The following is a 25,436-nucleotide window of genomic DNA, read 5'->3' as shown; positions in this document are numbered from 1 at the left end:
GTGGTCTATCGACAGGTTATTTGCATGCTGCAGGCGAAAATGCGCGCATCCGTCACGGATGATTCATAAACGTGAAGGACAGTAGCCGTGTTCCCGAACGCAAGCGACACCGCCTGCGGCTGGAAGGCCGATCGTGACTTTCGGCATGCCCGCACTATGTCCTCCTCGGACGGACAGGAACGACTTGTATCATCCGGACTATCGCCATTCGCCTGACGAAAAGTCAAGGACATTTGTGCATTTCAATTGACATAAGTGCCACACCCGTCATTATCCCCCGCAACAAACGCGTCATCGCAACCTCTCGCCTCCATGAGGGGTCTAAGGCCAGGAATTGTGCGGAGGAGATGTGGTCAAGCTTAAACGCGGCACGCACACGGCCTTTTCGGAAGCATCCTCGCTGCGGCTGAGGGCGGCATGGCTCTATTACAACGAGGGCTTGACCCAGAAGGACGTCGCCGAACAACTCGGCATCAGCCGCACCACCGTGATCCGCCTGCTCGATGAGGCGATGAAGCGCAGCGAAGTCCAGATCTGGATCAACGATTCGATCGGCGACTGCGTCGAGCTATCGGTGAGACTGGAGCGCGCCTATGGCCTCGACGAGGCGATCGTCGTACCAGCACCGGTCAACTGCGACGTCGATGCGCTGGCGAAAAATGTCGGCCTGGCGCTTGGCCAGTTCCTCTCCGAAGCCATTCCCGACGACTATACCATCGGCGTCGGCTGGGGCCGCACCATGACCGCCTCCCTGTCGAGCTTCCGGCCGCCACGCCGCGCCAATTGCAAAATCGTCTCGCTTCTGGGCGGCATCGTCGCCGTACACCAGACGAACCCGATCGATTATACCTGGCGGCTGGCAAACCAGCTCGGCGCCGAATGTTACATGTTCCTGGCACCGCTTCTCGTCGATTCCATCGAGACCAAGCGCAATCTGATCGAAAAATGCGGGTTGGATACGATTTACCGTCTCGCCGAAAACCTCGATCTGGCGATTGTCAGCTGCGGCGATATCGGTCCGCATTCGACCTCGCTGTCGGAAGGCTGGATCTCGAAGGCCGAGCTGCAGGAGTTGATCGACGCCGGCTGCGTCTGCGACACCATGTTCAATTTCCTCGACGAGAACGGCAAGTCTGTCGACCACTCGATCAATCGCCGCGTCATGTCCGTCGATCTCGACACGCTGAAGGAGGCCAAGCATATCGTGCTCTCCTCCGGCGGTGCCCACCGGGCCGTCGCCATCCGCGCCACGATCAAACGCATCGGCTGCAACACACTGATCACCGATGAAAGTGCCGCACGGGCACTGCTGAAATTGGCTGAGACATCACCGCCTGTCTCTTCTCCCCAGCGGGGAGACGTGCCGGAGCGTTAGCAAGGCGATGAGGGGGCGAGCGAGGGTCGGAACGCTATCAGGCGTGCGCCGATTCCCAGCCGAGCATCGCCCGCTTGCGGGTGAGGCCCCAATGGTAACCCGTCAGCGCGCCGTTCTTGCCGACCGCCCGATGGCATGGCACCACAAAGGAGATCGGGTTCGCCCCGACCGCGGCCCCCACGGCGCGCTGCGCCGTCGGCCGGCCGATATCATTGGCGATATCGGAATAGGTGACGGCCTTGCCGAACGGGATTTTCATAAGGCTCTGCCAGACACTCACTTGGAAATCCGTGCCGATCAGCACGACCCGCAGCGGCTGTTCCGAGGACCATTTGCCCGGCTCGAAGATGCGGGCGGCATAGGGAACCGTCGCCTGCAGGTCCTCGACATAACAGGCGTTCGGCCAGCGGCAGGTCATATCGTCGAGGCAGGCCTTCTCGTCGCCGGAATCGCTGAAGGCAAGGCCGGCGAGGCCGCGGTCGGTCACCATGATCAGTGCGATGCCGAAGGGGCAGATGTGGAAGCCGTAGCGGATGGTGAGACCGCCGCCCTTCGCCTTCCATTCGCCGGGTGACATCGCCTCATGCGTGACGAACAGATCGTGCAGGCGGCTCGGCCCGGAGAGGCCGACCTCGATCGAGGTCTCGAGCAGCGGCATGTCTTCCTTGCGCAGCAGCCGCTTGGCGTGGTCGAGCGTCACTGCCTGCAGAAAACCCTTGGGCGACAGGCCGGCCCAGCGGGTGAAGGTCTTCTGCAACTGCGTCGGCGACTGGTTGAGCCGGGCCGCGATCGCCTCCAGCGAAGGCTGGTCGCGGTAATCCTCGGTGATGAGTTCGATCACCCGACGGACAATGTCGTAATCAGGGCCGTCAGGCGTCATGTCTGTCTGCAGGTTCGCAATCATGTTCATCGTCTTTCTCCTTGTCACAAGGAGATAATCAATAGGGTGTTGGCAAACCACCCGTTTCTTGCGCATGCACCAAGTAAGCTCAGATACGCTGCTTGACCGTGGCGAGTGCGCCCTTGAAGGCTTTGGCGAAGCTTTCACGATCGTCGGGATTGAGGAAGGAGCCGATATCCGTGCGCCGGCCCTCGCCGAAGATCTGCATGGAAAGGATGCCGATCTCCTGGTGCCGGCGAACGAGGAAGCGCGCCCAGAACGGATTGAAGTGATGTTCAACCATCCGTCCCGACGCTGTGAACTTGCGCACCGATACGTCCGTGCGCGACACCGTCACCTGTTCGCGCGCTTTGCCGGAGCGGTAATTCAGCCAGAAGGCACCGTAGAGAAGCACGAAATCCAGTCCGAAAAAGAAGCCGATCGGCCAAGCGCCGGTCGCGATGAAGAACATGCCATAGAGGAGGCAGACGGAACCGGATAGGATAAGCAGCACCCTGAAGCCCCGGCGGCCGAGCGACCGGTGGGGGAAAAGCTCGGCGGCGAAAACAGGCTGCTCGTTGAAGCTGTCGGCGTTGCTTTCCATCATAGCCGTTGAGTATAGATTCTCCATGGCAAATCCGAAACTCAAATCCGTTACCAGACCATCGCAAAACTCGAATGTGATCGCCCGCCGCAAACCGGCGGCGGTGAAGACGGCCTATTCCCTGGCCGAGCGCGAGGAGATCTTCCGCCGTTTCTCGGTGCAGCGGCCGGAACCGAGGGGCGAGCTCGAGCACACCAACCCCTTCACTCTGGTCGTTGCGGTCGCGCTTTCAGCGCAAGCGACCGATGTCGGCGTCAATAAGGCGACGCGGGCACTCTTCCAGATTGCCGATACGCCGGAAAAGATGCTCGATCTCGGCGAGGAGCGGCTGCGAGATCATATCAGAACGATCGGCCTCTACCGCAACAAGGCGAAAAACGTCATCGCGCTTTCGCAGATGCTGGTCGACCAATTCGGCGGCAAGGTGCCGGAGACGCGCGACGAGTTGGTGCGATTGCCGGGCGTCGGCCGCAAGACCGCCAACGTCGTGCTGTCCATGGCCTTCGGTCAGGCGACGATGGCCGTCGATACGCATATCTTCCGCATTGCCAATCGCATCCGCCTTGCCCCCGGCAAGACACCGGACGAGGTCGAGGCGCGGCTGATGAAGGTGATCCCGAAACATTCCCTCTATCACGCCCATCACTGGCTGATCCTGCACGGTCGCTACACCTGCAAGGCACGCCGCCCCGAATGCGAACGCTGCGTCATCGCCGATCTCTGCAAATCGCCGGAGAAAAGTTGGGATGTGCCAGCGCCGCTCGTCGAGCTACCGCCGCAGGTGATCGGCGAGGCCATCGAGTAAAGCTGCAATCGCCTGCTCGTAATCCCGCCTCTCCCCACCCGCTTCGATCGCGATCGCCGCGCGGTCGAAACTTGCCGACAGCAGCGACGTCAGCGGGTCGAGCAGGGTTCCTGCCGCAGGTATAAGCGCTGCGAGTCCCCCACGCAAAGTCGCCTCCGTATTCTCGGCATCCAGTGCCGCAATCGCCGGCAAGCCGAGAACCGCAGGCGCTTCCATCAGCAGCAGCCGTGTTCGGCCGGGTTGCGTCATTGCGGTGAAATAGGCCGAAGCGCCGGCAATCAGCGCATCGCGCGGCCCGTCCTCAGGCGCTGAAGACGCCTCGATTGTCTTGGTCACCTCTTGCATTTCGCACGCAATCACCGCGCGGAAGAGCGCCTTCTTGTCCTCGAAATGATGGTAAAGCGCCCCACGCGTCAACCCTGCCGCGGTGACGATTTCCGGTGTCGCCGTTTCGGCATATCCTTTCTCGACAAAGATGCGCCGTCCGGCGTCGATCAGCGCCTGCCTTGTCTGTTCCGTTCTCTCGCGATTGCTCCGGCTCATGTGGGCTATTTACATACAAACTGCATGTATGTTAATAGCCAAAAACATACAACCTGTATGTAAAATGGAAAAGGAGCGAGACGTGAAATCGACCAGCTACTACCCGGTCATCATGACCGGCGACGTCACAGGCACCGCCAGCTTCTATTGCTCGCATTTCGGCTTCAACGCGCTGTTCGAAAGCGATTGGTACGTTCACCTGCAATCGGCTGAGGACGTGCAGATAGCGCTCGCCATCCTTGACGGCAGCCATGAGACTATCCCGGCCATGGCCCGCGGCAGGGTCTCCGGCCTGCTGCTCAATTTCGAGGTCGAGGATGTCGATCGTGTTTACGAAACCTGCCGGAGCGCCGGCCTGCCAATTCTCCGCGAGATCCGCGATGAGAATTTCGGCCAGCGGCATTTCATCACCGCCGATCCGAACGGCGTGCTGATCGATATCATCACGCCGATTCCACCGAGCGCCGAATTCGCGGCGCTGTACGCCGCCGCCGCCCTGCCCGGTTGATCTCAGGCCCGCGAACCGATGTCACGCGCGGAAATCAGCTTGTGCAGATGCACCATCATGCCGGCGGCAAAAAGTGGCGTCAGAAGATTGACGAACGGGATCGCCAGAAACAGGGCGATCACCAGCCCACCAAGAAAGACGGTGGAGGCGTGTTTGGCGCGAAGGAGCCGCGCCTCCTCAGGCGAACGGAAGCGCATGGCAGCGAATTCGAAAAATTCTCGTCCGAGCAGATAGCCGTTCACCAGAAAGAACGCGATCAGATTGACGCCGGGAATGACCAGCAGCAGCAACGCCACGATATTGCCGAGGATCACCACGCCGAGGAACTTGATTGAGCTTGCCATCGCCGGGCCGAGCGGCATGGCGGTGCCCGGCATGTCCTTGGGATAATCGCGTTTTTCGATGACATCGGCGACATCGTCGAGAAACAAGCCGGCGATCAGCGCCGTCACCGGCGAAAGCAATAACGCCAGCATCAGTGCAAGGCCGACACCGGCAAGAATTGCGAAAACCAAAGCGAGCCACCCCGCCCAATCCGGCACATCGGGAAAGAAGCCGGTGAGCCAGGGAAAGAGAAAAGCCATGAAGGCCCCACGCAGCGCGAACCAGAGACCGACCAGGACGAGAATCGTCAGGCCGAGCACTTTCCAGAAGACCGAACGTGTTTCCGGCGCGAACAAATTGGTGAGCGAGAGTCGAGCGGCGGCAAGAATCATATCTCAGGCGTCTCCGGTTGCGCCGAAGATGTAGGAAAGATGGAGGCTACCGACAAGAGAGAATAAATTGCATGCGGTAATAGAAAACTTGTCGAAAATTAAATGCTAATATAGTATTGTCACGTATCCAATATGCACGGGCCTAAGAAGCAGCTTCCGAAATAGTTGCAAAGACAAGGGGTCGCAACAGCGCATCCACGGAACGCCTCTAAGGAAAAACGGGGGAGGCTGATGTGGAAGACTTTGTGCAAAAACTCAGGCAATACGCAAAAACCGGCACACCGGCCGAACGTCGCATTGCGAAATATTTCACCGAACACCTGAACGACCTGCCGTTCGAGACAGCTGCATCGGTCGCCGATCGCCTGGATCTCTCGCCGATGACCGTCGGGCGCTTCCTGCGCTCGCTCGGCTATCAGGGATTGGACAGCGTCAAAGTGGAGATTCGCGAGACCGTGACGACATCGCCGGCGCAATTGCAAAGCGCCATGAGCGAGCTGCATCAGGACGCTGGGGAGGGCAAACCGCTCGCCGTGCTGGTTGCCGAACAGATCCAGGCGCTCCATCATATCTATCATCTGACGGCGCAGCCACACTGGTCCGAAGCCGTCAGCTTGATCAGCACTGCCCGCGAAGTGTCGATCGTCACGCATGCCCGGCTTGCAAGCCTCGCCCATCATTTCTGCCAGCGGCTGACGCAAGCCCGCGACGGCGTGCGCACGCTCGACGGCGCCGACAACCGTTTTGCCGAGCTTTTCGCCCGGCTGGCCGTTGATGACGCGCTACTGGTCATCATCGATTGTCGCCGCTTCGCCAAGGCGCGGCTGCTTGCCCGAACCGCTCGGCGCTACGGCTATAAGGTCGTGCTCATTTCACCGCAGCAAGCGGACTGGATGGCGGACCAGTCGAATGTCATGCTGCCCTTACCGCCCGCGCGCGCCCCCGATCTCGACAATCTTCCGCCGCTGATCGCGCTGCTCGATTGCCTGTCGGAATCCGTCATCCTCGAAGTCGGAGAAGAGGCCGCTCTCCGCCGCCGCCGCATGTTGGAATTCGCGACCGTCCTCGGCGAGACGGCGAATCACTGAGGGCTACTTCATCGTCTCCAGTTCGGCACGATGCCGGTGCATGGCGAGAAGACGGCGGTAGTCGCGATCGTAGAGCGCCTGTTTCGTTTTGTCAGGCAGCCGCTCGTCGCCACCCGGATACATCGCCTCGCCGGCTGCCGCCAAATCCCTGTACAGGCCGCAGGCGACGGATGCCGCGATCGCCGTGCCGAGCAGCACCGCCTCGTTCATTTTCGGCACCACCACCTTGCAGCCGGTGGCATCGCTATAGAGCTCCATCAGCACCGGGTTCTTCACATGCCCGCCGGCAATATGCAGCGTATCGGGCACGTAGCCGTATTCCTTCATCATTTCGAGGATGTGGCGAATGCCGAGCGCAATCGCCACGGCCGTGCGCCAGTAAAGCGTGCAAAGCCCATCGAAGGACGTATCGAGCGTCAGCCCGCTGACGACACCGACGGCATGCGGATCGGCGAGCGGCGAACGGTTGCCATGAAAGTCCGGCAGCACGAAAATGCGTGCGCCGAAGGCATCGCCCTCCTCGGCCCGCAATTCGGCGATGCGTGCGACGATCCTCTGATGCAGTGCCGCCGTCGGCTCACCGCCCGCCGCGTGCATGCGCACGATGTGGTCGAGCAGCGCGCCAGTCGCCGATTGCCCCGCCTCCACCAGCCAGGATTCTGGAAAGACCGCCTCGTAATAGGGGCCCCACATGCCATGGCTCGGCTTGCGTTCCCGCGAGAATGTGACGATGCAGCTCGACGTGCCGGCGATCAGCGCCAGCTGGTGCTCTCGTTTTACAGGATCGGCAGCGTAGCCGCCGAGCGCGCCGAGCGCGCCGGCATAGGCGTCGATCATGCCGGCGGAGACATGGCAGTCCGTGGTCAGCCCGAGCGCCTGCGCCGCTTCCGGCGTCAGCCAACCGACGTTGCCTCCGACAGGCGTGGTTTCATCCGGTAGGTGGCCGCGCTCGTGAAGGTCCTCAAGGCCGATCCGCTCCAGGAAATCCTGCTGCCAGCCTTTTTCGCGATGGGCGAGATAGTTCCACTTCGCTGTCAGCGTGCAGCGCGAACGGGCAAGCGATCCGGTCGATTTCCACGTCATGAAGTCGGCGAGATCGAAGAAATAACCGGCTTTCTCCCATGTGGCAGGCAGCTTCTTCTTCAGCCACATCAGCTTCGGCATTTCCATCTCAGGCGACATGACGTGCCCGGAATGTTCGAGCACCGTGTGCTCCGTCGCCGTGCAGAAATCGGCTTCCTTCAGCGCCCGGTGATCGAGCCAGACGACCGTGTCGAAGCGTGTCTCGCCGCCGGTGGAAACGCTGAGCTGCCGGCCCTCGACGTCACGCACGACGAGCGAACAGGTGGCGTCGAAGCCGATTGCGCCGACCGAGGCGGCGGCGATGCCGGATTGCTCCATCGCCTTGCGCACCGCCGTGCAGGCTGCGGACCAGATATCTTCGGAATCGTGCTCGGCATGGTTTTCACGCGGCCGGTTCATCACGATCGGATGCTCGGCCTTGGCAAGCAGACGGCCGCGCGCATCGAAGACGCCGGCGCGCGCACTGCCCGTGCCGATATCCACCGCAACCACATGATCACGCATCAAATCTTGGTCCCGTCCAGCTATGGTTGCGGACAAGGTGGATCAAATCCGGCATGGCGTCAAACACCACTTCCGGCGAAAGCCGGTCGAGTTCGGCGCGATAGCCGGCGAAGTTGGCGTGTGATCCGCCGGTGAAGGCGAAGACCGTCATTCCCGCTGCCTTGGCGGCGGCAATGCCTGCAGGGCTGTCCTCCACAACAATGCACTGAGCAGGCGCCACCTGCATTTCACGCGCCGCATGCAGGAAAAGATCGGGCGCCGGTTTGCCGCGCTTGACCATCGTCGCGCTGAAGATGTCGGGCAGCTTGTCGAGCAGTCCGGTGACGGACAGCGACAGCCGGATTCGCTCCATCTGGCTGGACGAGGCGACGCAGCAGCGAACGCCAAGTCCATCGATCGTCGCCGCAATACCCTCGATCGGCTTCAGTTCGGTACGAAAACGGGTGTAGAGATCGGTGCGAATGCGCTCGAGGAATTCTTCACCGGCGCGGACGTTGAATTCGGTTTCCAGCGTATCGATGAGGGTCGAAAGGCTGCGGCCGAGAAAGCGCTCGTAGGCCTGATCCTCGGTGATCGAGACGCCGAGATCGTTCATCGCCCCGACGAGCACGCTGATCGAGATCGGCTCGCTGTCAACGAGCACGCCGTCGCAATCGAAGATGACCAGCCGTGGTTCAGCATCAGCCATGGAAGACCCAACCTGAGTTCAATTCGAGCGCGTCACCGCCCCGCTTGCGCGCAAGGCCGGATGAATGACGGCAGCAGATGCCGCCATCCGGATTCCTTACACTGCGAGCTTGCCGTCGAGATAGAGTTGCAGCGTCTCCCGCGTGCCCTTTTCCCACAGGCTTTTGAGTGCATCGGCAAAACGCTTGCGGAAAAGTTCGGATTTCGCCACTTCGCCGAAAATATCGTCGAAGACCAGGAAGGCTGACGGATCGGTCTTCGCCTTCAGCGCCGCCGCATGCAGGCGCTCGGCGCTGGCGTCGTTGAAGACGATATCCTTGCCGCTATCGGTCTTGCCGGCGAAGTAACGGCACCAGAGCGCCGAAACCAGCGCCAGACCGACGACGTCCCTGCCCTGGCGCAGATTGTCGAGCGTCGACGGCAAGATGAATTTCGGCTGGCGGTTCGATCCGTCCTGCGCCAGCCGCGGAATGGTGTCGGCAATTTTCGGATTGAGCAGGCGATGTTCGATCAGCGCGAAATAATCCGTCAGCGACGTGTTCGGCACCGGCGGCACGATCGGGATGATTTCGTCTTTCTCGAGCTTGGCGAGGAAGGTGCGGATTAGCGGGTTTTCCATGGAATCGTGAACGAAATGGATGTCCATCAATGCCGCCGGATAGGCGATCGCAGCATGTCCGCCGTTCAGGATGCGGATCTTCATATGCTCGTAGGGCGTGACATCGGGCACGAAGGTCACCCCGACCTTTTCCAATGCCGGCCGACCGGCGGTGAACTTATCCTCAAGCACCCATTGCTTGAATTCCTCGCAATAGACCGGCCAATTGTCCTCGATCGCGAAATTGTCCCTGAGGAAATCGATTTCGCGCTGGCCGGTTGCCGGCGTGATGCGGTCGACCATCGCATTCGGGAAGGCGACATTCGCCCGGATCCACTCGGCAAAGCCAGTGTCCGAGAGGGCGGCCGTGCCGACCACGGCATTGGCGGTAACGATGCCATTATGGGGAATGTTGTCGCAGGACATGACGGTAAAGGGTTCGATGCCCCTTTCCTTGCGCGCCTTCAGCCCGGCAACGATCAGGCCGAACACCGTCTTCGGCGCGTCGGGGCTGTCGCCATCGGCAGCAATCGCCGGATGCGCCGGGTTGAAGGTTCCTGATGCGTCGATGAAATAGCCGCCCTCGGTGATCGTCAGCGAAACGATGCGGATCTCGGGATCGGCGAGCCTGGCGATGATCACGGCGGGGTCGCCGACCGGCAGGATGTCGATCATCGGCGCGGTGACCCGCGCCGCCGTCTTGTTGCTGTCCTGCTCGACCACCGTCGTCAGAAAATCCTGTGCCGCAAGCTTTTCACGCATCGCGGCATCGGATGGCAACACGCCGGCGCCAACGATCGCCCAATCGTGATCCGCGCCGGCATTGAAGAGATCGTCGAGATAGACCGCCTGATGGGCGCGGTGGAAATTGCCGACGCCGAAGTGCACGATGCCGGCTTTCAGCGACGCCCTGTCATATCCAGGGATGGCCGCGGTGCGCGCCACATCCGAAAGCGTTGCCAGCGATAGTTTGCACGTCATGTTTCAGTCCTCTTGAAGGTCTTGCCCAAACGGCCGGGCGCCATCGCCCGGCTCGCATGCCTGCCCCCAGCCCGGCAGCCCGCCTCAGATGGCAAGGCCGCCCTCGTTGAATTTGTGAATACGCGAACGATCCGGCGTCAGATAGACCGTGTCTCCAGCTTTGGCCGCAAAATCGCCGCTGCCGCGCGCTGTCATCATACCGATGCCCTCGGCGTCGATATGCAGGAAGGTGTCGGAGCCGAGATGTTCGGCGACCACGACCCTGCCCTTCCAGTCGCCGCTCTCCATCGACAACAACATATGTTCGGGTCGGATGCCGATCGTATGGGCGCCCAGCTGAGCCGCGTTCTGTCCGTTGATGAAGTTCATCTTCGGCGAGCCGATGAAACCGGCGACGAAGAGGTTGCGCGGGCGGCTGTAAAGCTCGAGCGGCGAGCCGACCTGCTCGATATTGCCCCTGTTCAGCACGACGATCTTGTCGGCCATGGTCATCGCCTCGACCTGGTCGTGGGTGACGTAGACCATCGTCGTCTTCAGCTGCTGATGCAATTCGCTGATCTCGAGGCGCATATTGACGCGGAGCGCCGCATCGAGGTTCGACAGCGGTTCGTCGAACAGGAAGGCCGAAGGCTGGCGCACGATGGCGCGGCCGATCGCGACGCGCTGACGCTGGCCGCCGGAAAGCTGACGCGGCTTGCGCTCCAGATAGTCGGTGAGATTGAGCACGCGGGCCGCATCCGTCACCTTGCGGTCGATCTCCGCCTTGTCGATGCCCGCCATCTTCAGCGGGAAGGCGATGTTGTTGCGCACGCTCATATGCGGATAAAGCGCGTAGGATTGGAACACCATGGCAAGGCCGCGTTCCGACGGCGCCTTTTCGGTGGCGTCCCGGCCGTCGATGACGATCTTGCCGCCGGAGACGTCCTCGAGCCCGGCGATCAGCCTGAGCAGCGTGGACTTGCCGCAGCCCGACGGGCCGACGAAGACGACGAACTCGCCGTCCCTGATGTCGAGATCGATCGAAGGGATGACCTTGGCTTCGCCGAAGACCTTGGAAACCTTCTGAAGGGTAATGCTGCCCATGTTTGTCTCCCTTTATCTTATTTCACTGCGCCGAAGGTCAGGCCGCGGACGAGTTGTTTCTGGCTGAACCAGCCGAGGATCAGGATCGGCGCGATCGCCATCGTCGAAGCCGCCGAGAGCTTGGCGTAGAACAGGCCTTCCGGGCTGGAGTAGGAAGCGATGAAGGCCGTCAGCGGTGCCGCTTTCGAGGCGGTGAGGTTGAGCGTCCAGAACGCCTCGTTCCAGGCAAGGATGATGTTCAAAAGCAGCGTCGAGGCGATACCGGGCACCGCCATCGGCGTCAGCACGTAGACGATCTCCTTCATCAGCGAGGCCCCGTCCATGCGGGCCGCTTCGAGGATCTCGCCGGGAATTTCCTTGAAATAGGTGTAGAGCATCCAGACGATGATCGGCAGGTTGATCAGCGTCAGCACGACCACCAGGCCGGTGCGGGTGTCGAGCAGGCCCGAATTGCGGAACAACAGATAGATCGGGATCAGCGCGCCCACAGGCGGCATCATCTTGGTCGACAGCATCCACATCAGCACGTCCTTGGTCCGCTTGGTCGGCGCAAACGCCATCGCCCAGGCGGCCGGGATCGCGATGATCAGGCCGATCAGCGTCGAGCCGAAGGAAATGATCACCGAGTTCATGAAGTGGCTGAGATAGTTCGACCGGCTCTGCACCTCCGCGTAGTTTTCTGTCGTCCAGTGGAAGAACAGGAACTGCGGCGGCGAGGCGATGGCGTCGGCTTCCGACTTGAAGCTGGTCAGGAACGTCCAGAGGATCGGGAAGAAGATCAGGATGCCGAGCGTCCAGGCGACCGCGGTAAAAATGACCTTGCGCCGGGTGGTGATTTTTCTGGCCATCTCAAGCCTCCAGATTCTTGCCGACGAGGCGGACGAGGAAGATCGCTACGATATTGGCAAGCACCACCGCGACGATACCGCCCGCCGAAGCGCCGCCGATATCGAACTGCAGGAGCGCCTGGGCATAGACGAGATAGGTGAGGTTGGTGCTGTCGGTGCCTGGCCCGCCGTTGGTGGTGACGAGGATTTCGGCGAAAACCGAAAGCAGGAAGATCGTCTGGATCAGGATCACCACGGTGATGGCGCGGGCCATATGCGGCAGGATGATGTAGATGAATTTCGAGATCGGCCCGGCGCCGTCCATTTCGGAGGCTTCCTTCTGCTCCTCGTCGAGCGACTGCAGCGCCGTCAGCATGATAAGCGTCGCAAAGGGCAGCCACTGCCAGGCAACGATGAGAATGACCGAGAGCAGCGGCGCATTCGCCAGCCAGTCGATCGGCTGCAGGCCGAGGGCCTTGGCAAGATGCGCAAAGAGGCCATTGACCGGGTTCATGAACATGTTCTTCCACACCAGCGCGGCCACAGTCGGCATGACGAAGAACGGCGCAATCACCAGGATGCGCACGATACCCTGGCCGTACATCGGCTGGTCGAGCAGCAGCGCAAAAGCGATGCCGCCGATGACGGTGATCAACAGAACGCCGGCCACGAGCACCAGCGTATTGATCAGCGCCGCGAAGAAGGCAGGATCGGACAGGAAATATTCGTAGTTCAGAAAGCCGACGAAGCTCTCCATGCCGGGGCTGAGCAGATTGTAGTTCAGCAGCGAAAAATAGATCGTCATCGCCAGCGGGACGATCATCCATGCAAAGAGGAGCAGCACGGAGGGCGCAATCATCAGGCGCGCTGCGGAGCGAGTATGCAAGGTTGCCATGGCAATCACCGATCTGATCTGAAGCGGGGAGCGGCCGCAGGAAAGCTTTGTCTGAAAAAGCGGCCGCCGATGCTGTTCGGGCAATCGGCGGCCCAGAGGGGCGGATCGTCAAGAATCCGCCTCTTGCTCAGGAGGTTTTTATTTGATGTAGCCGGCCTTGGTCATTTCGCGAGTGGTCAACTGCTGGGCGGCCTGCAGGGCCTGGTCGACCGAAAGCTGGCCGGCAAGCGCTGCGGAGAACTGCTGGCCCACTGCCGTACCGATGCCCTGGAATTCCGGGATCGCCACGAACTGGACGCCGACATAGGGGACCGGCTTGACGGTCGGCTTGGTCGGATCGGCCGAGTTGATCGAGTCGAGCGTCATCTTGGCGAACGAAGCCGCCTTCTGGTAGTCCGCATTCGCGTAGAGCGAGGTGCGGGTGCCTGGAGGTGCGTTCAGCCAGCCTTCCTTCTCGGCGACGAGGTTGGTGTAGTCCTTGCTCGTTGCCCAGGCGACGAACTTCTCAGCGGCTTCGACCTTCTGCGAACCTGCCGGGATGGCGAGGTTCCAGGCCCAGAGCCAGTTGCCACGCTTGCCGAGGCCCTTGTCCGGGGCGAGCGCGAAGCCGACCTTGTCGGCGACCTGCGACTGCTTCGGATCGGCGACGAAGGAAGCGGCAACCGTTGCGTCGATCCACATGCCGCACTTGCCGGTCTGGAAGAGCGCCAGGTTTTCGTTGAAGCCGTTGGAGGAAGCGCCCGGAGGGCCGGCATCCTTCATCAGCTTGACGTAGAAGTCGAGCGTGTCTTTCCACTCGGGCTGATCGAACTGCGGCTTCCACTTTTCATCGAACCAGCGTGCACCGAAGGAATTCGACATGGCCGTCAGGAAGGCCATGTTCTCGCCCCAGCCGGCCTTGCCGCGCAGGCAGATGCCGTAGATTTCCTTGTCCTTGTTGGTGATCTTGCGGGCAGCGTCCGCCACGAAGTCCCAAGTCGGGGCGTCGGGCATCTTCAGGCCGGCGGCGTCGAACAGGTCCTTGCGGTACATGACCATCGAGCTTTCGCCGTAGAACGGCGCCGCATAGAGCTTGCCGTCCGTGGTCAGGCCGCTGCGGATCGCCGGCAGCAGGTCGTCGGCGTCGTAATCCTTGCCGAGGTTGTCGAGCGGCAGCAGCCAGCCCTGTTTTGCCCAGATCGGAACTTCATAGGTGCCGATCGTCAGAACGTCGTACTGGCCGCCCTTGGTCGCGATATCGGTCGTGACCTTCTGGCGCAGCACGTTTTCTTCGAGGGTGACCCATTCAAGGTCGATGCCGGGATTCTTCGCCTTGAAATCATCCGTCAGCTTCTGCATCCGGATCATGTCGCCGTTGTTCACGGTTGCGATTGTCAGCGTCTCGGCCGAGGCCATGCCGGCAAACGCCAGTGCTGAGCAGGCGCCCAGCAGAAAAGTTCTCAATGTCATATCTTCCTCCCAGAAGATGGGGTGTGAGCATTCGCTTCGCTCATGGGCAATTACTCAATAAACGATACAGAATGTCAATCGGCAATCGTTGCTGCAGTGCCGAAGGAGGTAGTTATCTCATTGATTTAAATCTCGTATTTTTTGCTCAATTCCTGAGCAAAAACTCAGCAGTCTCTTCGTCAGTAATCAGAGCGTTGATTTGATGGCCGACAACGGCGGCCCTGATCGCCTTGAACTTGCGCTTGCCCTTGGCCAGCCCAATGACCATCGACGCGTCGCGGGACGGAATCGGCGCCGACGCGACGCGCTCGTTGATCGGGTTGTCGAGCAACCCGCCGTCGACGTCGAAGATCCAGCCGCAGATCTCGCCGACCGCCCCGCCGCGCATCAGCTCCATCATCTCGTCCTTCTCGAGAAAACCGTCGACGCAGAGCGGCCCGTCGATGCCGAGCTCACCGATGCCGACGAAGGTGACATCGGCTTGCGCGCTGATGTCAAGCGTCGAGCGCACCAGTTGCTGGCCATGCAGCAGTTCCCGCTCTTCCGCCGAGGTGACAAGCACCGGCAACGGCATCGGATAGTGCCGCGCTTTCACGGCATCGGCCATGCTGAAGATGACATTGTAATAAGCCGCCGATCCGTCCGGGGCGATATTGCCGGTCAGCGAGACGATACGGTGGTGGGGACATTCGATCGCCGGAAGCTGGTCGACGGCCGCCTTCAGCGTCCGGCCGGTACCGACGGCAAGCACGATCGGCTCGGCCCGTTTCAGCCACCGCTCGATCTCGGCCGCGGCCGCCTCGGCAATGCCGACCGTCGCCGAGGACCCGGAATCACTCGGCACCACCTCCACATGTTTCAGCCCGAATTTCCGCCGAAGTTGACTGGCGAGTTCCAGGCAGGCGGCGATCGGATGATCCAGACGCACCTTGATCAGACGTTCGGCAACCGCCAAAGATACCAGCCGCTGCGCCGATTGCCGCGAGATCCCCATCGCGGCGGCGATTTCATCCTGCGTACGCCCGGCGACGTAATAGAGCCAGCCGGCACGCGCCGCATCGTCGAGCCGTGCAGGGGTCTCGGATCTTTTTGCCATTGAATGCCTACCACGCAAAGTGAGCCGGCGTGCCGCCGCCGAACATGATTTGAATCTGTAACCGCCAGATCAAAACAAAATTCCGGCAAATGTCGAGCCTGTTGAAAGGAACCCTGCAGAAATGCTCAGGCAAACCATTGCACGACGAGATAGATCGCCGCCTTCACGAGACCGTAAATCACGCCGCCGGCAACGACCAGCGACACCGCCGTCATCACGAATCCGATCAGGGCGAAGAGCCCGTCACGGCCCAATATGCCGAAAGCGAAGACCGAGATCGTGATCGCCGGCAGGATGTTGCCGAGCGGGACCGGTAGCAGCAGCACGATCGACAGCAGCAGGCACGCGGCCCCGGCGAGATATTCCGCCGGCGGCTCGGCAAAGATCGCAAGCCTTGGCTTCAGCATGCGCTCCGCCCAGGCGAGCCAGCGGTGGATGCGGCCGATAATGGTCTCGAAATCCTCCCGCCGCATCGAACGGTCGGCAATTATCCTCGGAAGCCAGGGTTTCAGCCCAAAGGTCAACTGCGCGGCCAGGAAGACGAGCGGAGCGCCGAGCACTGCCGAGGTGCCGGGCGGCGTGGGAAAAGCGTTCGGCAGCGCGAAGATCAGCATCAACGCGCTGATCGCCCTGTCGCCCATCGTCTGGAACAGGTCGCCGATCGAAATCCGCTCCCGGCTCCGGTCGGCGGCCAGCTGACGCAGGATGGATGAGAGGCGGCGGCCTTTGGGACGGGGTGGACGTGGTCTTCTGCGTCTATGGGAATCGGCGTTTTCGATGGTCATGATACCAGTAGATGATGGAAGTGCAGGCGCAGATTTTGGCCGCGCAATATGCCAATTGAATGACTTGTGAGACGGGAATAGCTGTTGGTGGCGATTTGGTTCGATCATTCCTCTTCGCGCCGCAAGCGCGTGGCGCGCGGCGGAATGAAGGCTTGTAATTCCCCGCCAACAGTGCGAGCAGACACCACAGACCAGAGAAACGGCAGGGTGGCAATGATCATTTCATTCGACATCGGCGGCTCCGCCATCAAGGGTGGCATCGCCCGCTCCGAGACGGACATCGTCCCCCTCGGCCGGCATCCGACACCGAGGGATGATTTCGCCGCTTTCGTCGAGACCTTGCGCGCCATCATCACTGAAACCGGCGAAGAGCCGAGCCGCATTGCCCTCTCCATCGCCGGCGTCGTTGATCCCGATACGCAGCGGCTGACCTGCGCCAACATTCCCTGCATCCATGGCCGCACGCTGGCAGCAGATCTCGAAGCGGAACTCGGCCTTCCGGTGCTGATCGCCAACGACGCCGACTGTTTCGCCATGGCCGAAGCCGGCCTCGGCGCCGGTCGCGGCCACCGCATCGTCTTCGGCGCCATCCTCGGCACCGGCGTCGGCGGCGGCCTGGTTGCCGACGGGCGCCTCGTCAATGAGGCCGGCGGTTTTGCCGGCGAATGGGGTCACGGGCCGATCATCGCATCCGCAGCCGGTTATCCGCCTGTCACCATTCCTGCCTATGCCTGCGGCTGCGGCCAGAGGGGATGCGTCGACACGGTCGGCGGCGCCCGTGGCCTGGAGCGCCTGCACAAGACGCTGCATGATCTCGACCTTTCGAGCGAAGAAATCATCGCTCAATGGCAACATGATGAGGAGAAGGCGACACGGACGATCGACGTCTATGTCGATCTCGTCGCCTCGCCCCTGGCGCTGACGATCAACATCACCGGCGCCACCATCGTGCCGGTCGGCGGCGGGCTGTCCAATGTCGAGCCGCTGCTTGCCGAGCTCGATCACGCCGTGCGCGCCCGCATCCTGCGCAAATTCGACCGGCCGCTGGTGGTGCGCAGCCAATGCCGTATCGAACCCGGCCTGATCGGCGCAGCACTGCTGGGATTGAAGGCGGACGTGGTGGTGGCCTAAAGCACCGGCCACATCCGCACGATCGCTGCGAACCGATCCCAGTCCTTGCGCGCCAGAGGCGTCCAGGCCGCCTCGGCGATTGCCGGAAGGCGCGGAAAGACCAGCCGGTTGAAATGGGTGCGCGAGGCGATGTTGCCGCTCCAGATACAGGCCTGGATGCCGCGCATCTTCCCCTTCAGCGCCTCCGGCAACTCGCCCTCGGCCTCGTAACAATAGGTCCGCTCCGGCGGCGTGAAGCCTGCCCAGCTTGCGCCGGGCTCGGACCAGGCTTCCGCCTGCGCCATGTCGAGATAGTAGGCCTGTCCCGGCGTCATCACCACGTCGTAACCTGCCTGCGCCAGTTCGATGCCGACATCGGACCTTTCCCAGGCCATCAGCAGCGTGCCGTCGCGATCGACGCCGCCACCGTTCGAGACCTCATTCCAGCCGGCAAGCTTCCTGCCGCGTTCCGACAGCATGCCCTGGACGCGCTTCAGGAAGTGAGATTGCAGCGCGGCGGCGCCGGCCAGTTTCTCCCGCTCCATCAGCGCCTGGCAGAGCGGCGAGGAAAGCCAGGCGCCGGACGCAACCTCGTCACCGCCGATATGAAAATACTCGCCGGGAAACAGCGCCACCATTTCGTCGAACACGTTGCCGAGGAATTCGTAAGTGAATTCGACCGCCGGGTTGAGGGCATTGTTGGCATGACCTTGCGGTGAGCGGTAACTATCCTCAGCCTCCTGCGGATCGACGAGATCGGGTAATGAAGACAGCGCTGCGGCGCTGTGGCCGGGAATATCGATTTCCGGCACCACCTCGACACCAAGCGATGCGGCATGCGCAACGATCCGCCTGACGTCGTCTTGCGTATAATGGCCGGTGCGTGTTTCCGGCCCGTCGCCGTACTGCGCCGCCAGCGCTTCGTCAGGCCCACCCCGTGCGCCGATTTCCGTCAGCGTGGGATAGGCCTTGATCTCCAACCGCCAGGCTTCGTCATCGGTCAGGTGCCAGTGGAAAATATTGAGTTTGTTCCACGCCAGGATATCGATCAGCCGCATGACGTCCGCCACCGGATAAAACCGCCCCGACACATCGAGATGACAGCCGCGCCAGTCATGGCGCGGCTGGTCGGCGATCGTGCCGAAATTGGGAAATTGGAAGCGCTCGCGATCGGCGCGGGCGCCGTGCAGCAATTGCGCCAGGCTGATCAGCCCGTATTGCCGCCCCGCTGGGTCCGCGCTCGAAAGCACGATCTCATGCGAGGAGAAACGCAGTTCGTAAGCGAGGGCGTCGATCGATGATTCGGTGACGAAACGAATGGCTCGCCCGCCTTTGACGGCACCGAGCGAGAACGGCGCGCTGTCGGCCGGATAGAGCCGCTGGCAAAGCGCGAGAACCAGGGAGAGCGCCTTGATCGCATCGGGCCGGGTCCTTTCAACGGGATAAAGGACGACCGGCAAGTCTCCCGCCTTCAGCCCGAGCGACAGCGGCCAGGGCAGCAGCGCATAGGGCTCCTCGATCCGGCCCGGCGGCAGAAGCGGCGGCGCCGCACCGCCATCCCGGCCTTCGAGCATGAGATCGCCGAAAGTAACCGGAACGTGACGGCCGTCCATAAGCGTCAGATGGGCAGATTTGATACCATCCGTCCTATGTTTCGGTTCGCTGGCCAGCCCTTCGACGGTGAACCGCCAGCGCCCGCCCGGGGCAATGCTCAGCCCGTCGGGCGGCAGGAATTCATGGAAATTCGCAACCTGCCGCGTCAGGCTGGCGCCGTCGCAGACATATGCGTCGGCAACCCGCGTTGCCGATACATAGGAAAGCGAGAAGCCGGAAAGCGGCTCGGCCGAAAGATTGAAGAGCGTGAAGGTCAAACGCCCGAGACTGTCCTCGATCGGGCTCCAGCTCGCGTCCAAACGATAATCGGCCATGATCGTGCCTCCCCGCAAACTCGTCGGCGGCAATGCATCGCCGAGACGCCGTCTTGCTCTTCCGGCATGTTTTCGCAGCTTAGCTCTTTCGGGGCGGCAATGGAATCGGCACGCAGGTTCAAAGGCGAGCGGGCAGCGCAACGTGGTTTGATGAGAGAGCTGCGACCTCGTAAGGAAAACGGCGCGGCTTTCGCCGCGCCGTCCTCACTCTGCTGCCAACGCCGGCGGATGTCTGTCATCCGCCTCTTCCTGGATGGCGTCGGCATCCTGGCCTGGCTCGTCCTTTGCCTTCGGCTCCCGGCCGAAGAAAAGCGCGTAACCGGCAGGCAGAACCAGAATCGTAAGCACGGTCGCGACCAGGATGCCGCCCATCATCGCGTAGGCGAGCGGACCCCAGAAGACGCCGCGCGAGATCGGGATCAGTGCGAGCACGGCGGTCAGCGCCGTCAGCATGATCGGCCGGAAACGCCGCACGGCAGCACCGATGATCGCCTCCTGCCGGTGCATGCCGGCCTTGATATCCTGGTCTATCTGGTCGACCAGGATGATCGAGTTGCGCATGATGATGCCGAGCAGCGCGATGACACCGAGGATCGCCACGAAGCCGAACGGCGCGCCGCTGATCAGCAAGGCGGCCGCCGCGCCGATAATGCCGAGCGGACCGGTCGCCAGCACCAGCATCGCCTTGCCGAAGTGCTGCAGTTGCACCATCAGCAGCACGATGATGACGGCGAGCATGATCGGCGCCTTGGCGGCGATCGACATCTGGCTTTCCGCCGCATCCTCGGCGCCGCCTTGGATTTCGACATTGTAGCCGGCCGGCAGGCTCTCGCGCATGTCCTTCATGTCGGCATACATCTTCATCACCACGTCGTTCGGCTGCACGCCATCGGGCAGCGTCGCCCGCACGGTGATCGTCGGCAGGCGGTTGCGCCGCCATTCGATGCCCTGCTCCATGACCGGCACGACCTTTGCCACCTGCGAGACCGGCACGAAGCCGCCGAAATCCGTCGGCACATAGACCGAGTTCACCGCCGACAGCAGCGAACGGCTGGCATCCGGCTCACGGGCGACGATCGAGACCGTCTCCTCGCCGTCGCGGAAATCGTCGAGTGCCGCACCGGACATGGCGGTCTGCAGCATCTGGCGAACCCGCTGCGAGGTGACGCCAAGGGCCCGGGCGCGGTCCTGGTCGATCACCAGCTTCATCGCCGGCACCTGTTCCAGCCAGTCGTCATGAATGGCGCCGAGCATCGGATTGGCCTGGAAGCGCGCCTTTACCTGATCGGCGATCGCTCGCACTTCCTGTCGGTCCGGCCCCATGACGCGCATCTGCACCGGCCAGCCAGTCGGCGGGCCGAGGAAGAGACGATCGACCTTGCCGCGAATCTCCGGGAAATCCTCTGCAAGAATCGCCCGCAGCTTGACGATCAGCCGCTCACGCGCCGGTTCGTCATTGGCCATGACGAGGAGCTGGGCGAAGTTCGGGTTGCGCAACTGCTGGTCGAGCGGCAGGAAGAAGCGCGGCGCGCCTTCGCCGATATAGGTGGCGATGAACTTCTTGTCGGGATCATCCATCATCTTGGCTTCGAGCGCCTTTGCCTGCACCTCGACTTCCTTGATGCTGGTGCCCTCGGGCAGCCACAGATCGACGAGGATTTCCGGCCGCGACGATTGCGGGAAGAAATTCTGCGGGATGAACTGGAAGGCCCAGAGGCTGGTGACGAACGTGCCGAGCGTCAGCAGCAGTACGATGACCCGGTGGCGCACCGCCCAGCCGACCGTGCCGCGCAGACGGCGATAGAAGCCGGTGTCGAACGCGTCGTGATGCTCGCCGGCGTGATGGCGCTGTTTGAGGATCATGTAGCCGAGCCACGGCGTGAAATAGACGGCGACGAACCACGAGGTGACCAGCGCGATGCCGACTACATAAAACAGCGAACGCACATATTCGCCGGCCGTCGATGCAGCGAAGCCGACGGGAATGAAGCCGGCCGTGGTGATCAGCGTACCCGTCAGCATCGGGAAAGCGGTCGAGGAATAGGCGAAGCTTGCCGCTTCGATCTTGACCAGCCCCTCCTCCAGCTTTCGCTCCATCATCTCGACGACGATCATCGCATCGTCGACGAGCAGGCCGAGCGCGATGATCAGCGCGCCGAGCGAGATGCGCTGCAGGTCGATGCCGAGTTCGTACATTAGCGCGAAGGTGGCAGCGAGCACCAGCGGAATGGCAATGGCGATGACGAGGCCCGAGCGCCAGCCGATCGACAGGAACGAGACAATAAGCACGATGACAAGGGCTTCGCCGAGCGCATGCATGAATTCGCTGACCGCATCCGTCACCACGTCGGGCTGGTTGGCGATCTGATCGACCGCGACGCCGTAGGGCAGCGCCTCCTCGAAGCGCTGATAGGTCGCCTCGACGCCCTTGCCGACATCGGTGACGTTGAAGCCCTTGGCCATCACGACGCCGACCTGGACGCTGTCATGGCCGTTGAAACGGTACTTGCGCTGATAGGGATCCTCGAGCCCGGAACTGACGGTGGCGATATCGCCGAGCCGGGTCACTTGGCCGCCGGCGCGAAGGCGCAATTCGCGGATATCGGCCGCCTTCTTCACGTCGCCTTCGACGGAGATGCGCACCGAGCGCAGGCCGGTATCGACGGAGCCCGCCGGATCGACATTGTTCTGGCCGTTGATGGCGTTCTGCAGGTCGAGGATCGTCAGGCCGCGCTCGGCGAGCGCCTTGGACGAGACGTCGATATAGATCTTCTCAGGCTGGTCGCCGATGATGACCGCCTTCTCGACACCCGGCGTCGTCAGCAGCATGTCGCGCGCCTCGATCGCGAATTTCTTCAGTTCCGGATAGGAATAGCCGTCGCCGCTGATCGAATGCAGCGTGATGAAGGTGTCGCCGAATTCGTCGTTGAAATAGGGGCCGAGCAGGCCCTGCGGTAGCTCGCTGGAGATGTCGCCGACCTTCTTGCGCACCTGGTAGAAGGCATCCGCTACCTGTTGCGAATTGGTGTCACCCTTGACCTGCAGGGTGATGATCGCACTGCCCGCCCTCGTATAGGACTTGACCCAGTCGATATGCGGGGTTTCCTGTAGCTTGCGCTCGATCTTGTTGACGACCTGATCTTCCATCTCCTGGATAGAAGCGCCCGGCCAGATCGCCTGAACGACCATGACGCGGAAGGTGAATTCGGGATCCTCGCGCTGGCCCATGCGCATCAGACCGAGCACGCCGGTGATGATGATCAGTCCGAAGAGGAAGCGGGCGATGCTCGGATGGCCGATCGCCCAGCGCGACAGATTGAAGGGTCGCTTTTCGGTGGTGGCGTCCATGGTTCCGTTCCCTTTTATGACCTGATCAGCGGACGGTCTGGTCCGTGGTGGCCAGGGCCGACTGCTGGTCCGGCGCCTTCACCTTCAGATTTTCGCTCATGAACTGCGTGCCGGCGGCAACGACGAGATCGCCGGTATCGAGGCCTTCGGTCACATGCACGCCGTCGCCGGTGAAATCGGCGACCTTGATGTCGCGGCCATGCACGGTCGCCGTGTCACGGTCGACGGTCCAGACCATCTGCTTGCCGTCCTTTTCAGCCAGTGCGCTGAGCGGGATCGAGACATAGCTGTTGCCGTTGCTGACGTCGGCCTCGATCGTCGCCGTCATGCCGAGCAACACCTGCGGATCGTTCGGCAGGCTCACCCGGACAGCAAAGGTGCGGGACTGCTGGTCGGCGCTGCCGGACACCTCCCGCACCTTGCCGTCGAGCACCAGTCTGGCATCGGCCCAGAAGCTTGCCTTGACCGTCTTGCCCGGCTTGAATTCGGCAATGTCGTTTTCCGGAACCGCGATCTGCACTTCCTTCTCGCCGTCGACGGCAACGGTGACGACGGCGGCGCCGGAACCGACGACCTGACCGGTATCGGCATTGATTGATGTGACGATGCCGTTCTGACCGGCCTTGAGCTCGGTGTAGCTCACCTGGTTCTTCGCCTGGTCGAGCGCGGAAAGGGCGGCATCGCGCTGCGAAATCGCCTGGTCATGACTGAGCGCGGCCTGTTCGACCTGCGACTTCGGAGCGACACTCTTGTCGAAAAGCTGCTCGGCGCGTTTGTTGGCGAGGTCGGCGGTTTCAACGCCTCTTTCGGCCGAAGCAAGATTGGCTTCCGCCGTTCTGACCGCCAGTTGGTAATCGGTGGCGTCGACGCGGGCGAGAACGTCGCCCGGCGTCACCCGGTCGCCGATATCGACGAGGCGTTCGGTGATCTTGCCCGCGACGCGAAACCCGAGGTTCATCTCCGTGCGCGCCTTGACCGAGCCCGAATAGTCGAGCTTGCGCGTGTCGCCGGCCTTGGCGATCTCGACGACCTTCACCGGCCGGATGACTTGCTTGACCTCAGCCTTTTCTTCCGAGCAGGCGGAAACACCGATGCCGATGGCGCCGACAAGCACAAGGCGGGCGACGGACGGCATGCGATGGCTAAGGGTCTTGAGCGAAAACATCTTCCGCACTCCTGGATCGTTTTGGGGGGTCGGCGGCGGCTGCCGTCCGTTATTTCTTCAGCGCCCTGATCACGTAGTCGATCAGTTCGTCGATGCTCGCGCGGTTCGTCTTGGAGAGACATTGCGCCACCATTTGCGGATGGCAGAGCGTGTTCGTCGCCGCGCCGAAGCAACGCGAGGCGGCGACGGGGTCCTGCTCGGCGAACTCGCCGGCTGCAATGCCTTCGGCGATAATTTCGGCGATGATGTCATGAATGCGATCGATATGTTTTTCGATGACGTGCCAGTCGCGCTCGATCGCGACGACGATCATCTCATGAACCTTCGTCTCATCGAGCATCGTATCCAACGTCCACTGGTGCTGAGTCTCGACATAGCGGCGCAATCGTTCACTGGCGCTGATCGGAAGGTGGCGGACGTCGTAGGCGAGCTGATAGCAGGTGGCGAGCATACGCCCGCAGATCGCTTGGTGGATTTCCACCTTCGAGGCGAAGAAACGATAGACATTGGCCGGCGACATGCCAAGATCGCGGGCAATGTCAGCCACCGTCGTCTTGCTGTAGCCATAGTGGCGGAACAGCCGCTCGGCCGCATCGAGAATGCGGGTAACATTCTCCTGCCGGGTGACGTCCAGTGTATTTTCCGTAATGTCGTCCATGGTTTCGATGCTCGAATTACGACTGACGATTTTTGAATTTCGTCAATCGTAAAATATCAGGCATCATTTGTCAACACACAGGCTGCACCATACCGATGCGCGTCCTTCTGGTAGATGTGAGGATTTCCTGGAGCGGTCGAACGTTATTATCGAACGCAATAGAAAAATGCCGCGACGCCAAACGCGCGCGGCACCTCGTCAACGGCAACGGAAATTAGCCGAGCTTGACGTCGAGCGTGATCGGAACGGAGGCGAGCGCCTTGGAAACCGGGCAGCCGGCCTTCGCCTTGTTGGCAAGTTCGGTGAAGGTCGCCTCATCGGCGCCGGGAATACGACCGGTGAGCGAAAGGTGGATGGCGGTAATGGCAAAGCCGCCTTCGACGCTTTCGAGCGTCACCTTGGCGGAGGTTTCCATATGCTCGGCGGTAAAACCGGCTTCGCCGAGGATCAATGACAGCGCCATGGTGAAGCAGCCGGCATGGGCAGCACCTATCAGCTCTTCCGGGTTGGTGCCGGCAATGCCTTCGAAGCGGCTGGCAAAGCCGTAGGGATAGTCCTTCAGGGCGCCGCTCTGCGTCGAGATCAGGCCTTTGCCGTCTTTGAGGCCACCGGTCCAATGAGCCGAAGCCGTGCGATTGATCTGCATGCCGTCCTCCTGTTTCTATTGTGCTTTCGAGGGAGCGGCAGGGCGCCGCTCCATGCCTGCGGAAGATCAGATAG

The 25,436-nt window shown here is 61.8% G+C and carries 23 protein-coding genes; 5 read left to right on the top strand and 18 right to left on the bottom strand.

Annotated elements, in window-relative coordinates:
- Positions 1 to 349: 349 nt before the first annotated feature.
- Positions 350 to 1,375 carry a sugar-binding transcriptional regulator gene (locus HJB82_RS18660; RefSeq protein ID WP_221140959.1) on the top strand — a complete coding sequence of 342 codons (1,026 nt, stop codon included), beginning with the start codon at positions 350 to 352 and terminating at the stop codon, positions 1,373 to 1,375.
- A 37-nt stretch (positions 1,376 to 1,412) separates the two neighbouring features.
- Here HJB82_RS18660 and HJB82_RS18655 read toward each other — a convergent pair whose 3' ends face one another.
- Together HJB82_RS18655 and HJB82_RS18650 are read right to left on the bottom strand one after the other, a co-directional pair.
- The gene (locus HJB82_RS18655) at positions 1,413 to 2,285 is read right to left on the bottom strand and encodes a bifunctional helix-turn-helix domain-containing protein/methylated-DNA--[protein]-cysteine S-methyltransferase (protein ID WP_221140957.1); all 873 of its coding nucleotides are present in this window, start codon (positions 2,283 to 2,285) and stop codon (positions 1,413 to 1,415) included.
- A gap of 79 nt (positions 2,286 to 2,364) precedes the next feature.
- A complete protein-coding gene (locus HJB82_RS18650) occupies positions 2,365 to 2,862 on the bottom strand; it encodes a DUF2244 domain-containing protein (RefSeq protein WP_207584381.1) in 498 nt (165 codons plus the stop codon).
- A 22-nt stretch (positions 2,863 to 2,884) separates the two neighbouring features.
- Here HJB82_RS18650 and nth point away from each other — a divergent pair, with 22 nt between their 5' ends.
- Positions 2,885 to 3,664: an endonuclease III gene (nth, locus tag HJB82_RS18645; RefSeq protein ID WP_207581875.1), complete on the top strand. Its 780-nt coding sequence runs from the start codon at positions 2,885 to 2,887 to the stop codon at positions 3,662 to 3,664.
- Here nth and HJB82_RS18640 read toward each other — a convergent pair.
- Positions 3,629 to 4,207 carry a TetR/AcrR family transcriptional regulator gene (locus HJB82_RS18640; protein ID WP_207581876.1) on the bottom strand — a complete coding sequence of 193 codons (579 nt, stop codon included), beginning with the start codon at positions 4,205 to 4,207 and terminating at the stop codon, positions 3,629 to 3,631. The genes nth and HJB82_RS18640 overlap by 36 nt on opposite strands.
- 82 nt (positions 4,208 to 4,289) lie before the next feature.
- Between HJB82_RS18640 and HJB82_RS18635 the strand changes: the two genes are divergently transcribed.
- The gene (locus tag HJB82_RS18635; protein WP_207581877.1) at positions 4,290 to 4,715 is read left to right on the top strand and encodes a VOC family protein; all 426 of its coding nucleotides are present in this window, start codon (positions 4,290 to 4,292) and stop codon (positions 4,713 to 4,715) included.
- Between the two features lie 2 nt (positions 4,716 to 4,717).
- Here the strand turns inward: HJB82_RS18635 and HJB82_RS18630 are convergent, their stop codons facing one another.
- The gene (locus HJB82_RS18630; RefSeq protein WP_207581878.1) at positions 4,718 to 5,431 is read right to left on the bottom strand and encodes a sulfate transporter family protein; all 714 of its coding nucleotides are present in this window, start codon (positions 5,429 to 5,431) and stop codon (positions 4,718 to 4,720) included.
- A gap of 233 nt (positions 5,432 to 5,664) precedes the next feature.
- Between HJB82_RS18630 and HJB82_RS18625 the strand changes: the two genes are divergently transcribed.
- Positions 5,665 to 6,519 (top strand): MurR/RpiR family transcriptional regulator, encoded by an 855-nt coding sequence (locus HJB82_RS18625; protein WP_207581879.1) that lies wholly within the window; start codon positions 5,665 to 5,667, stop codon positions 6,517 to 6,519.
- Between the two features lie 3 nt (positions 6,520 to 6,522).
- Here the strand turns inward: HJB82_RS18625 and HJB82_RS18620 are convergent, their stop codons facing one another.
- From HJB82_RS18620 to HJB82_RS18580, 9 genes are all read right to left on the bottom strand, one after another.
- The gene (locus tag HJB82_RS18620) at positions 6,523 to 8,106 is read right to left on the bottom strand and encodes an FGGY-family carbohydrate kinase (RefSeq protein WP_207581880.1); all 1,584 of its coding nucleotides are present in this window, start codon (positions 8,104 to 8,106) and stop codon (positions 6,523 to 6,525) included.
- A complete protein-coding gene (locus HJB82_RS18615; protein WP_207581881.1) occupies positions 8,099 to 8,794 on the bottom strand; it encodes an HAD family phosphatase in 696 nt (231 codons plus the stop codon). Before HJB82_RS18615 ends, HJB82_RS18620 begins: the two co-directional genes overlap by 8 nt.
- A gap of 96 nt (positions 8,795 to 8,890) precedes the next feature.
- The gene (locus HJB82_RS18610; RefSeq protein WP_221140955.1) at positions 8,891 to 10,372 is read right to left on the bottom strand and encodes a mannitol dehydrogenase family protein; all 1,482 of its coding nucleotides are present in this window, start codon (positions 10,370 to 10,372) and stop codon (positions 8,891 to 8,893) included.
- A gap of 84 nt (positions 10,373 to 10,456) precedes the next feature.
- Entirely contained in the window at positions 10,457 to 11,455 is a 999-nt protein-coding gene (locus tag HJB82_RS18605; RefSeq protein ID WP_207581883.1) for an ABC transporter ATP-binding protein, read from the bottom strand.
- A gap of 17 nt (positions 11,456 to 11,472) precedes the next feature.
- Entirely contained in the window at positions 11,473 to 12,303 is an 831-nt protein-coding gene (locus HJB82_RS18600; RefSeq protein ID WP_207581884.1) for a carbohydrate ABC transporter permease, read from the bottom strand.
- Position 12,304: 1 nt separating this feature from the next.
- Complete coding sequence (locus HJB82_RS18595; protein WP_207581885.1) at positions 12,305 to 13,177, bottom strand: carbohydrate ABC transporter permease; 873 nt, start codon at positions 13,175 to 13,177, stop codon at positions 12,305 to 12,307.
- A 138-nt stretch (positions 13,178 to 13,315) separates the two neighbouring features.
- Positions 13,316 to 14,626 (bottom strand): sugar ABC transporter substrate-binding protein, encoded by a 1,311-nt coding sequence (locus HJB82_RS18590; protein ID WP_207581886.1) that lies wholly within the window; start codon positions 14,624 to 14,626, stop codon positions 13,316 to 13,318.
- A gap of 145 nt (positions 14,627 to 14,771) precedes the next feature.
- Entirely contained in the window at positions 14,772 to 15,722 is a 951-nt protein-coding gene (locus tag HJB82_RS18585; RefSeq protein ID WP_207581887.1) for a sugar-binding transcriptional regulator, read from the bottom strand.
- Between the two features lie 125 nt (positions 15,723 to 15,847).
- Positions 15,848 to 16,426, bottom strand: coding sequence for an exopolysaccharide biosynthesis protein (locus HJB82_RS18580; RefSeq protein WP_221141025.1), 579 nt, complete (start codon positions 16,424 to 16,426; stop codon positions 15,848 to 15,850).
- A gap of 294 nt (positions 16,427 to 16,720) precedes the next feature.
- On the opposite strand from HJB82_RS18580, the gene HJB82_RS18575 reads away from it, so the two are divergent.
- Complete coding sequence (locus HJB82_RS18575; protein WP_221140945.1) at positions 16,721 to 17,638, top strand: ROK family protein; 918 nt, start codon at positions 16,721 to 16,723, stop codon at positions 17,636 to 17,638.
- On the opposite strand, the gene HJB82_RS18570 is transcribed toward HJB82_RS18575, so the two are convergent.
- The 5 genes from HJB82_RS18570 to HJB82_RS18550 all read right to left on the bottom strand — a co-directional run bounded on the left by HJB82_RS18570 (position 17,635) and on the right by HJB82_RS18550 (position 25,362).
- Entirely contained in the window at positions 17,635 to 19,545 is a 1,911-nt protein-coding gene (locus HJB82_RS18570) for a beta-N-acetylhexosaminidase (protein ID WP_221140943.1), read from the bottom strand. The two genes, HJB82_RS18575 and HJB82_RS18570, sit on opposite strands and share 4 nt — an antisense overlap.
- A 204-nt stretch (positions 19,546 to 19,749) precedes the next feature.
- Complete coding sequence (locus HJB82_RS18565) at positions 19,750 to 22,893, bottom strand: efflux RND transporter permease subunit (RefSeq protein WP_221140941.1); 3,144 nt, start codon at positions 22,891 to 22,893, stop codon at positions 19,750 to 19,752.
- Positions 22,894 to 22,918: 25 nt separating this feature from the next.
- Positions 22,919 to 24,058, bottom strand: a complete 1,140-nt coding sequence (locus HJB82_RS18560; protein WP_207581891.1) for an efflux RND transporter periplasmic adaptor subunit — start codon at positions 24,056 to 24,058, stop codon at positions 22,919 to 22,921.
- A gap of 49 nt (positions 24,059 to 24,107) precedes the next feature.
- Complete coding sequence (locus HJB82_RS18555; protein ID WP_207581892.1) at positions 24,108 to 24,716, bottom strand: TetR family transcriptional regulator; 609 nt, start codon at positions 24,714 to 24,716, stop codon at positions 24,108 to 24,110.
- A 214-nt stretch (positions 24,717 to 24,930) separates the two neighbouring features.
- Positions 24,931 to 25,362, bottom strand: a complete 432-nt coding sequence (locus tag HJB82_RS18550) for an OsmC family protein (RefSeq protein ID WP_207581893.1) — start codon at positions 25,360 to 25,362, stop codon at positions 24,931 to 24,933.
- Between the last annotated feature and the right edge of the window lie 74 nt (positions 25,363 to 25,436).

It is taken from the genome of Rhizobium sp. NZLR10 (assembly GCF_019685125.1).
In the GTDB taxonomy this organism is placed as follows: Bacteria; Pseudomonadota; Alphaproteobacteria; order Rhizobiales; family Rhizobiaceae; genus Rhizobium.
Note: the sequence above shows the minus strand (reverse complement) of the source record. Positions and strands in the feature narration are given on the sequence as shown.

Bases quoted from the DNA above. Each gene is read 5' to 3' on its own strand.
- HJB82_RS18620 (WP_207581880.1), bottom strand. From the start codon at position 8,106: ATGCGTGATCATGTGGTTGCGGTGGATATCGGCACGGGCAGTGCGCGC.
- HJB82_RS18560 (WP_207581891.1), bottom strand. From the start codon at position 24,058: ATGTTTTCGCTCAAGACCCTTAGCCATCGCATGCCGTCCGTCGCCCGC.
- HJB82_RS18650 (WP_207584381.1), bottom strand. From the start codon at position 2,862: ATGATGGAAAGCAACGCCGACAGCTTCAACGAGCAGCCTGTTTTCGCC.
- HJB82_RS18595 (WP_207581885.1), bottom strand. From the start codon at position 13,177: ATGGCAACCTTGCATACTCGCTCCGCAGCGCGCCTGATGATTGCGCCC.
- HJB82_RS18555 (WP_207581892.1), bottom strand. From the start codon at position 24,716: ATGGACGACATTACGGAAAATACACTGGACGTCACCCGGCAGGAGAAT.
- HJB82_RS18640 (WP_207581876.1), bottom strand. From the start codon at position 4,207: ATGAGCCGGAGCAATCGCGAGAGAACGGAACAGACAAGGCAGGCGCTG.
- HJB82_RS18585 (WP_207581887.1), bottom strand. From the start codon at position 15,722: ATGGCAAAAAGATCCGAGACCCCTGCACGGCTCGACGATGCGGCGCGT.
- HJB82_RS18615 (WP_207581881.1), bottom strand. From the start codon at position 8,794: ATGGCTGATGCTGAACCACGGCTGGTCATCTTCGATTGCGACGGCGTG.
- HJB82_RS18575 (WP_221140945.1), top strand. From the start codon at position 16,721: ATGATCATTTCATTCGACATCGGCGGCTCCGCCATCAAGGGTGGCATC.
- HJB82_RS18610 (WP_221140955.1), bottom strand. From the start codon at position 10,372: ATGACGTGCAAACTATCGCTGGCAACGCTTTCGGATGTGGCGCGCACC.
- HJB82_RS18630 (WP_207581878.1), bottom strand. From the start codon at position 5,431: ATGATTCTTGCCGCCGCTCGACTCTCGCTCACCAATTTGTTCGCGCCG.
- nth (WP_207581875.1), top strand. From the start codon at position 2,885: ATGGCAAATCCGAAACTCAAATCCGTTACCAGACCATCGCAAAACTCG.
- HJB82_RS18570 (WP_221140943.1), bottom strand. From the start codon at position 19,545: ATGGCCGATTATCGTTTGGACGCGAGCTGGAGCCCGATCGAGGACAGT.
- HJB82_RS18605 (WP_207581883.1), bottom strand. From the start codon at position 11,455: ATGGGCAGCATTACCCTTCAGAAGGTTTCCAAGGTCTTCGGCGAAGCC.
- HJB82_RS18550 (WP_207581893.1), bottom strand. From the start codon at position 25,362: ATGCAGATCAATCGCACGGCTTCGGCTCATTGGACCGGTGGCCTCAAA.
- HJB82_RS18655 (WP_221140957.1), bottom strand. From the start codon at position 2,285: ATGAACATGATTGCGAACCTGCAGACAGACATGACGCCTGACGGCCCT.
- HJB82_RS18600 (WP_207581884.1), bottom strand. From the start codon at position 12,303: ATGGCCAGAAAAATCACCACCCGGCGCAAGGTCATTTTTACCGCGGTC.
- HJB82_RS18590 (WP_207581886.1), bottom strand. From the start codon at position 14,626: ATGACATTGAGAACTTTTCTGCTGGGCGCCTGCTCAGCACTGGCGTTT.
- HJB82_RS18565 (WP_221140941.1), bottom strand. From the start codon at position 22,893: ATGGACGCCACCACCGAAAAGCGACCCTTCAATCTGTCGCGCTGGGCG.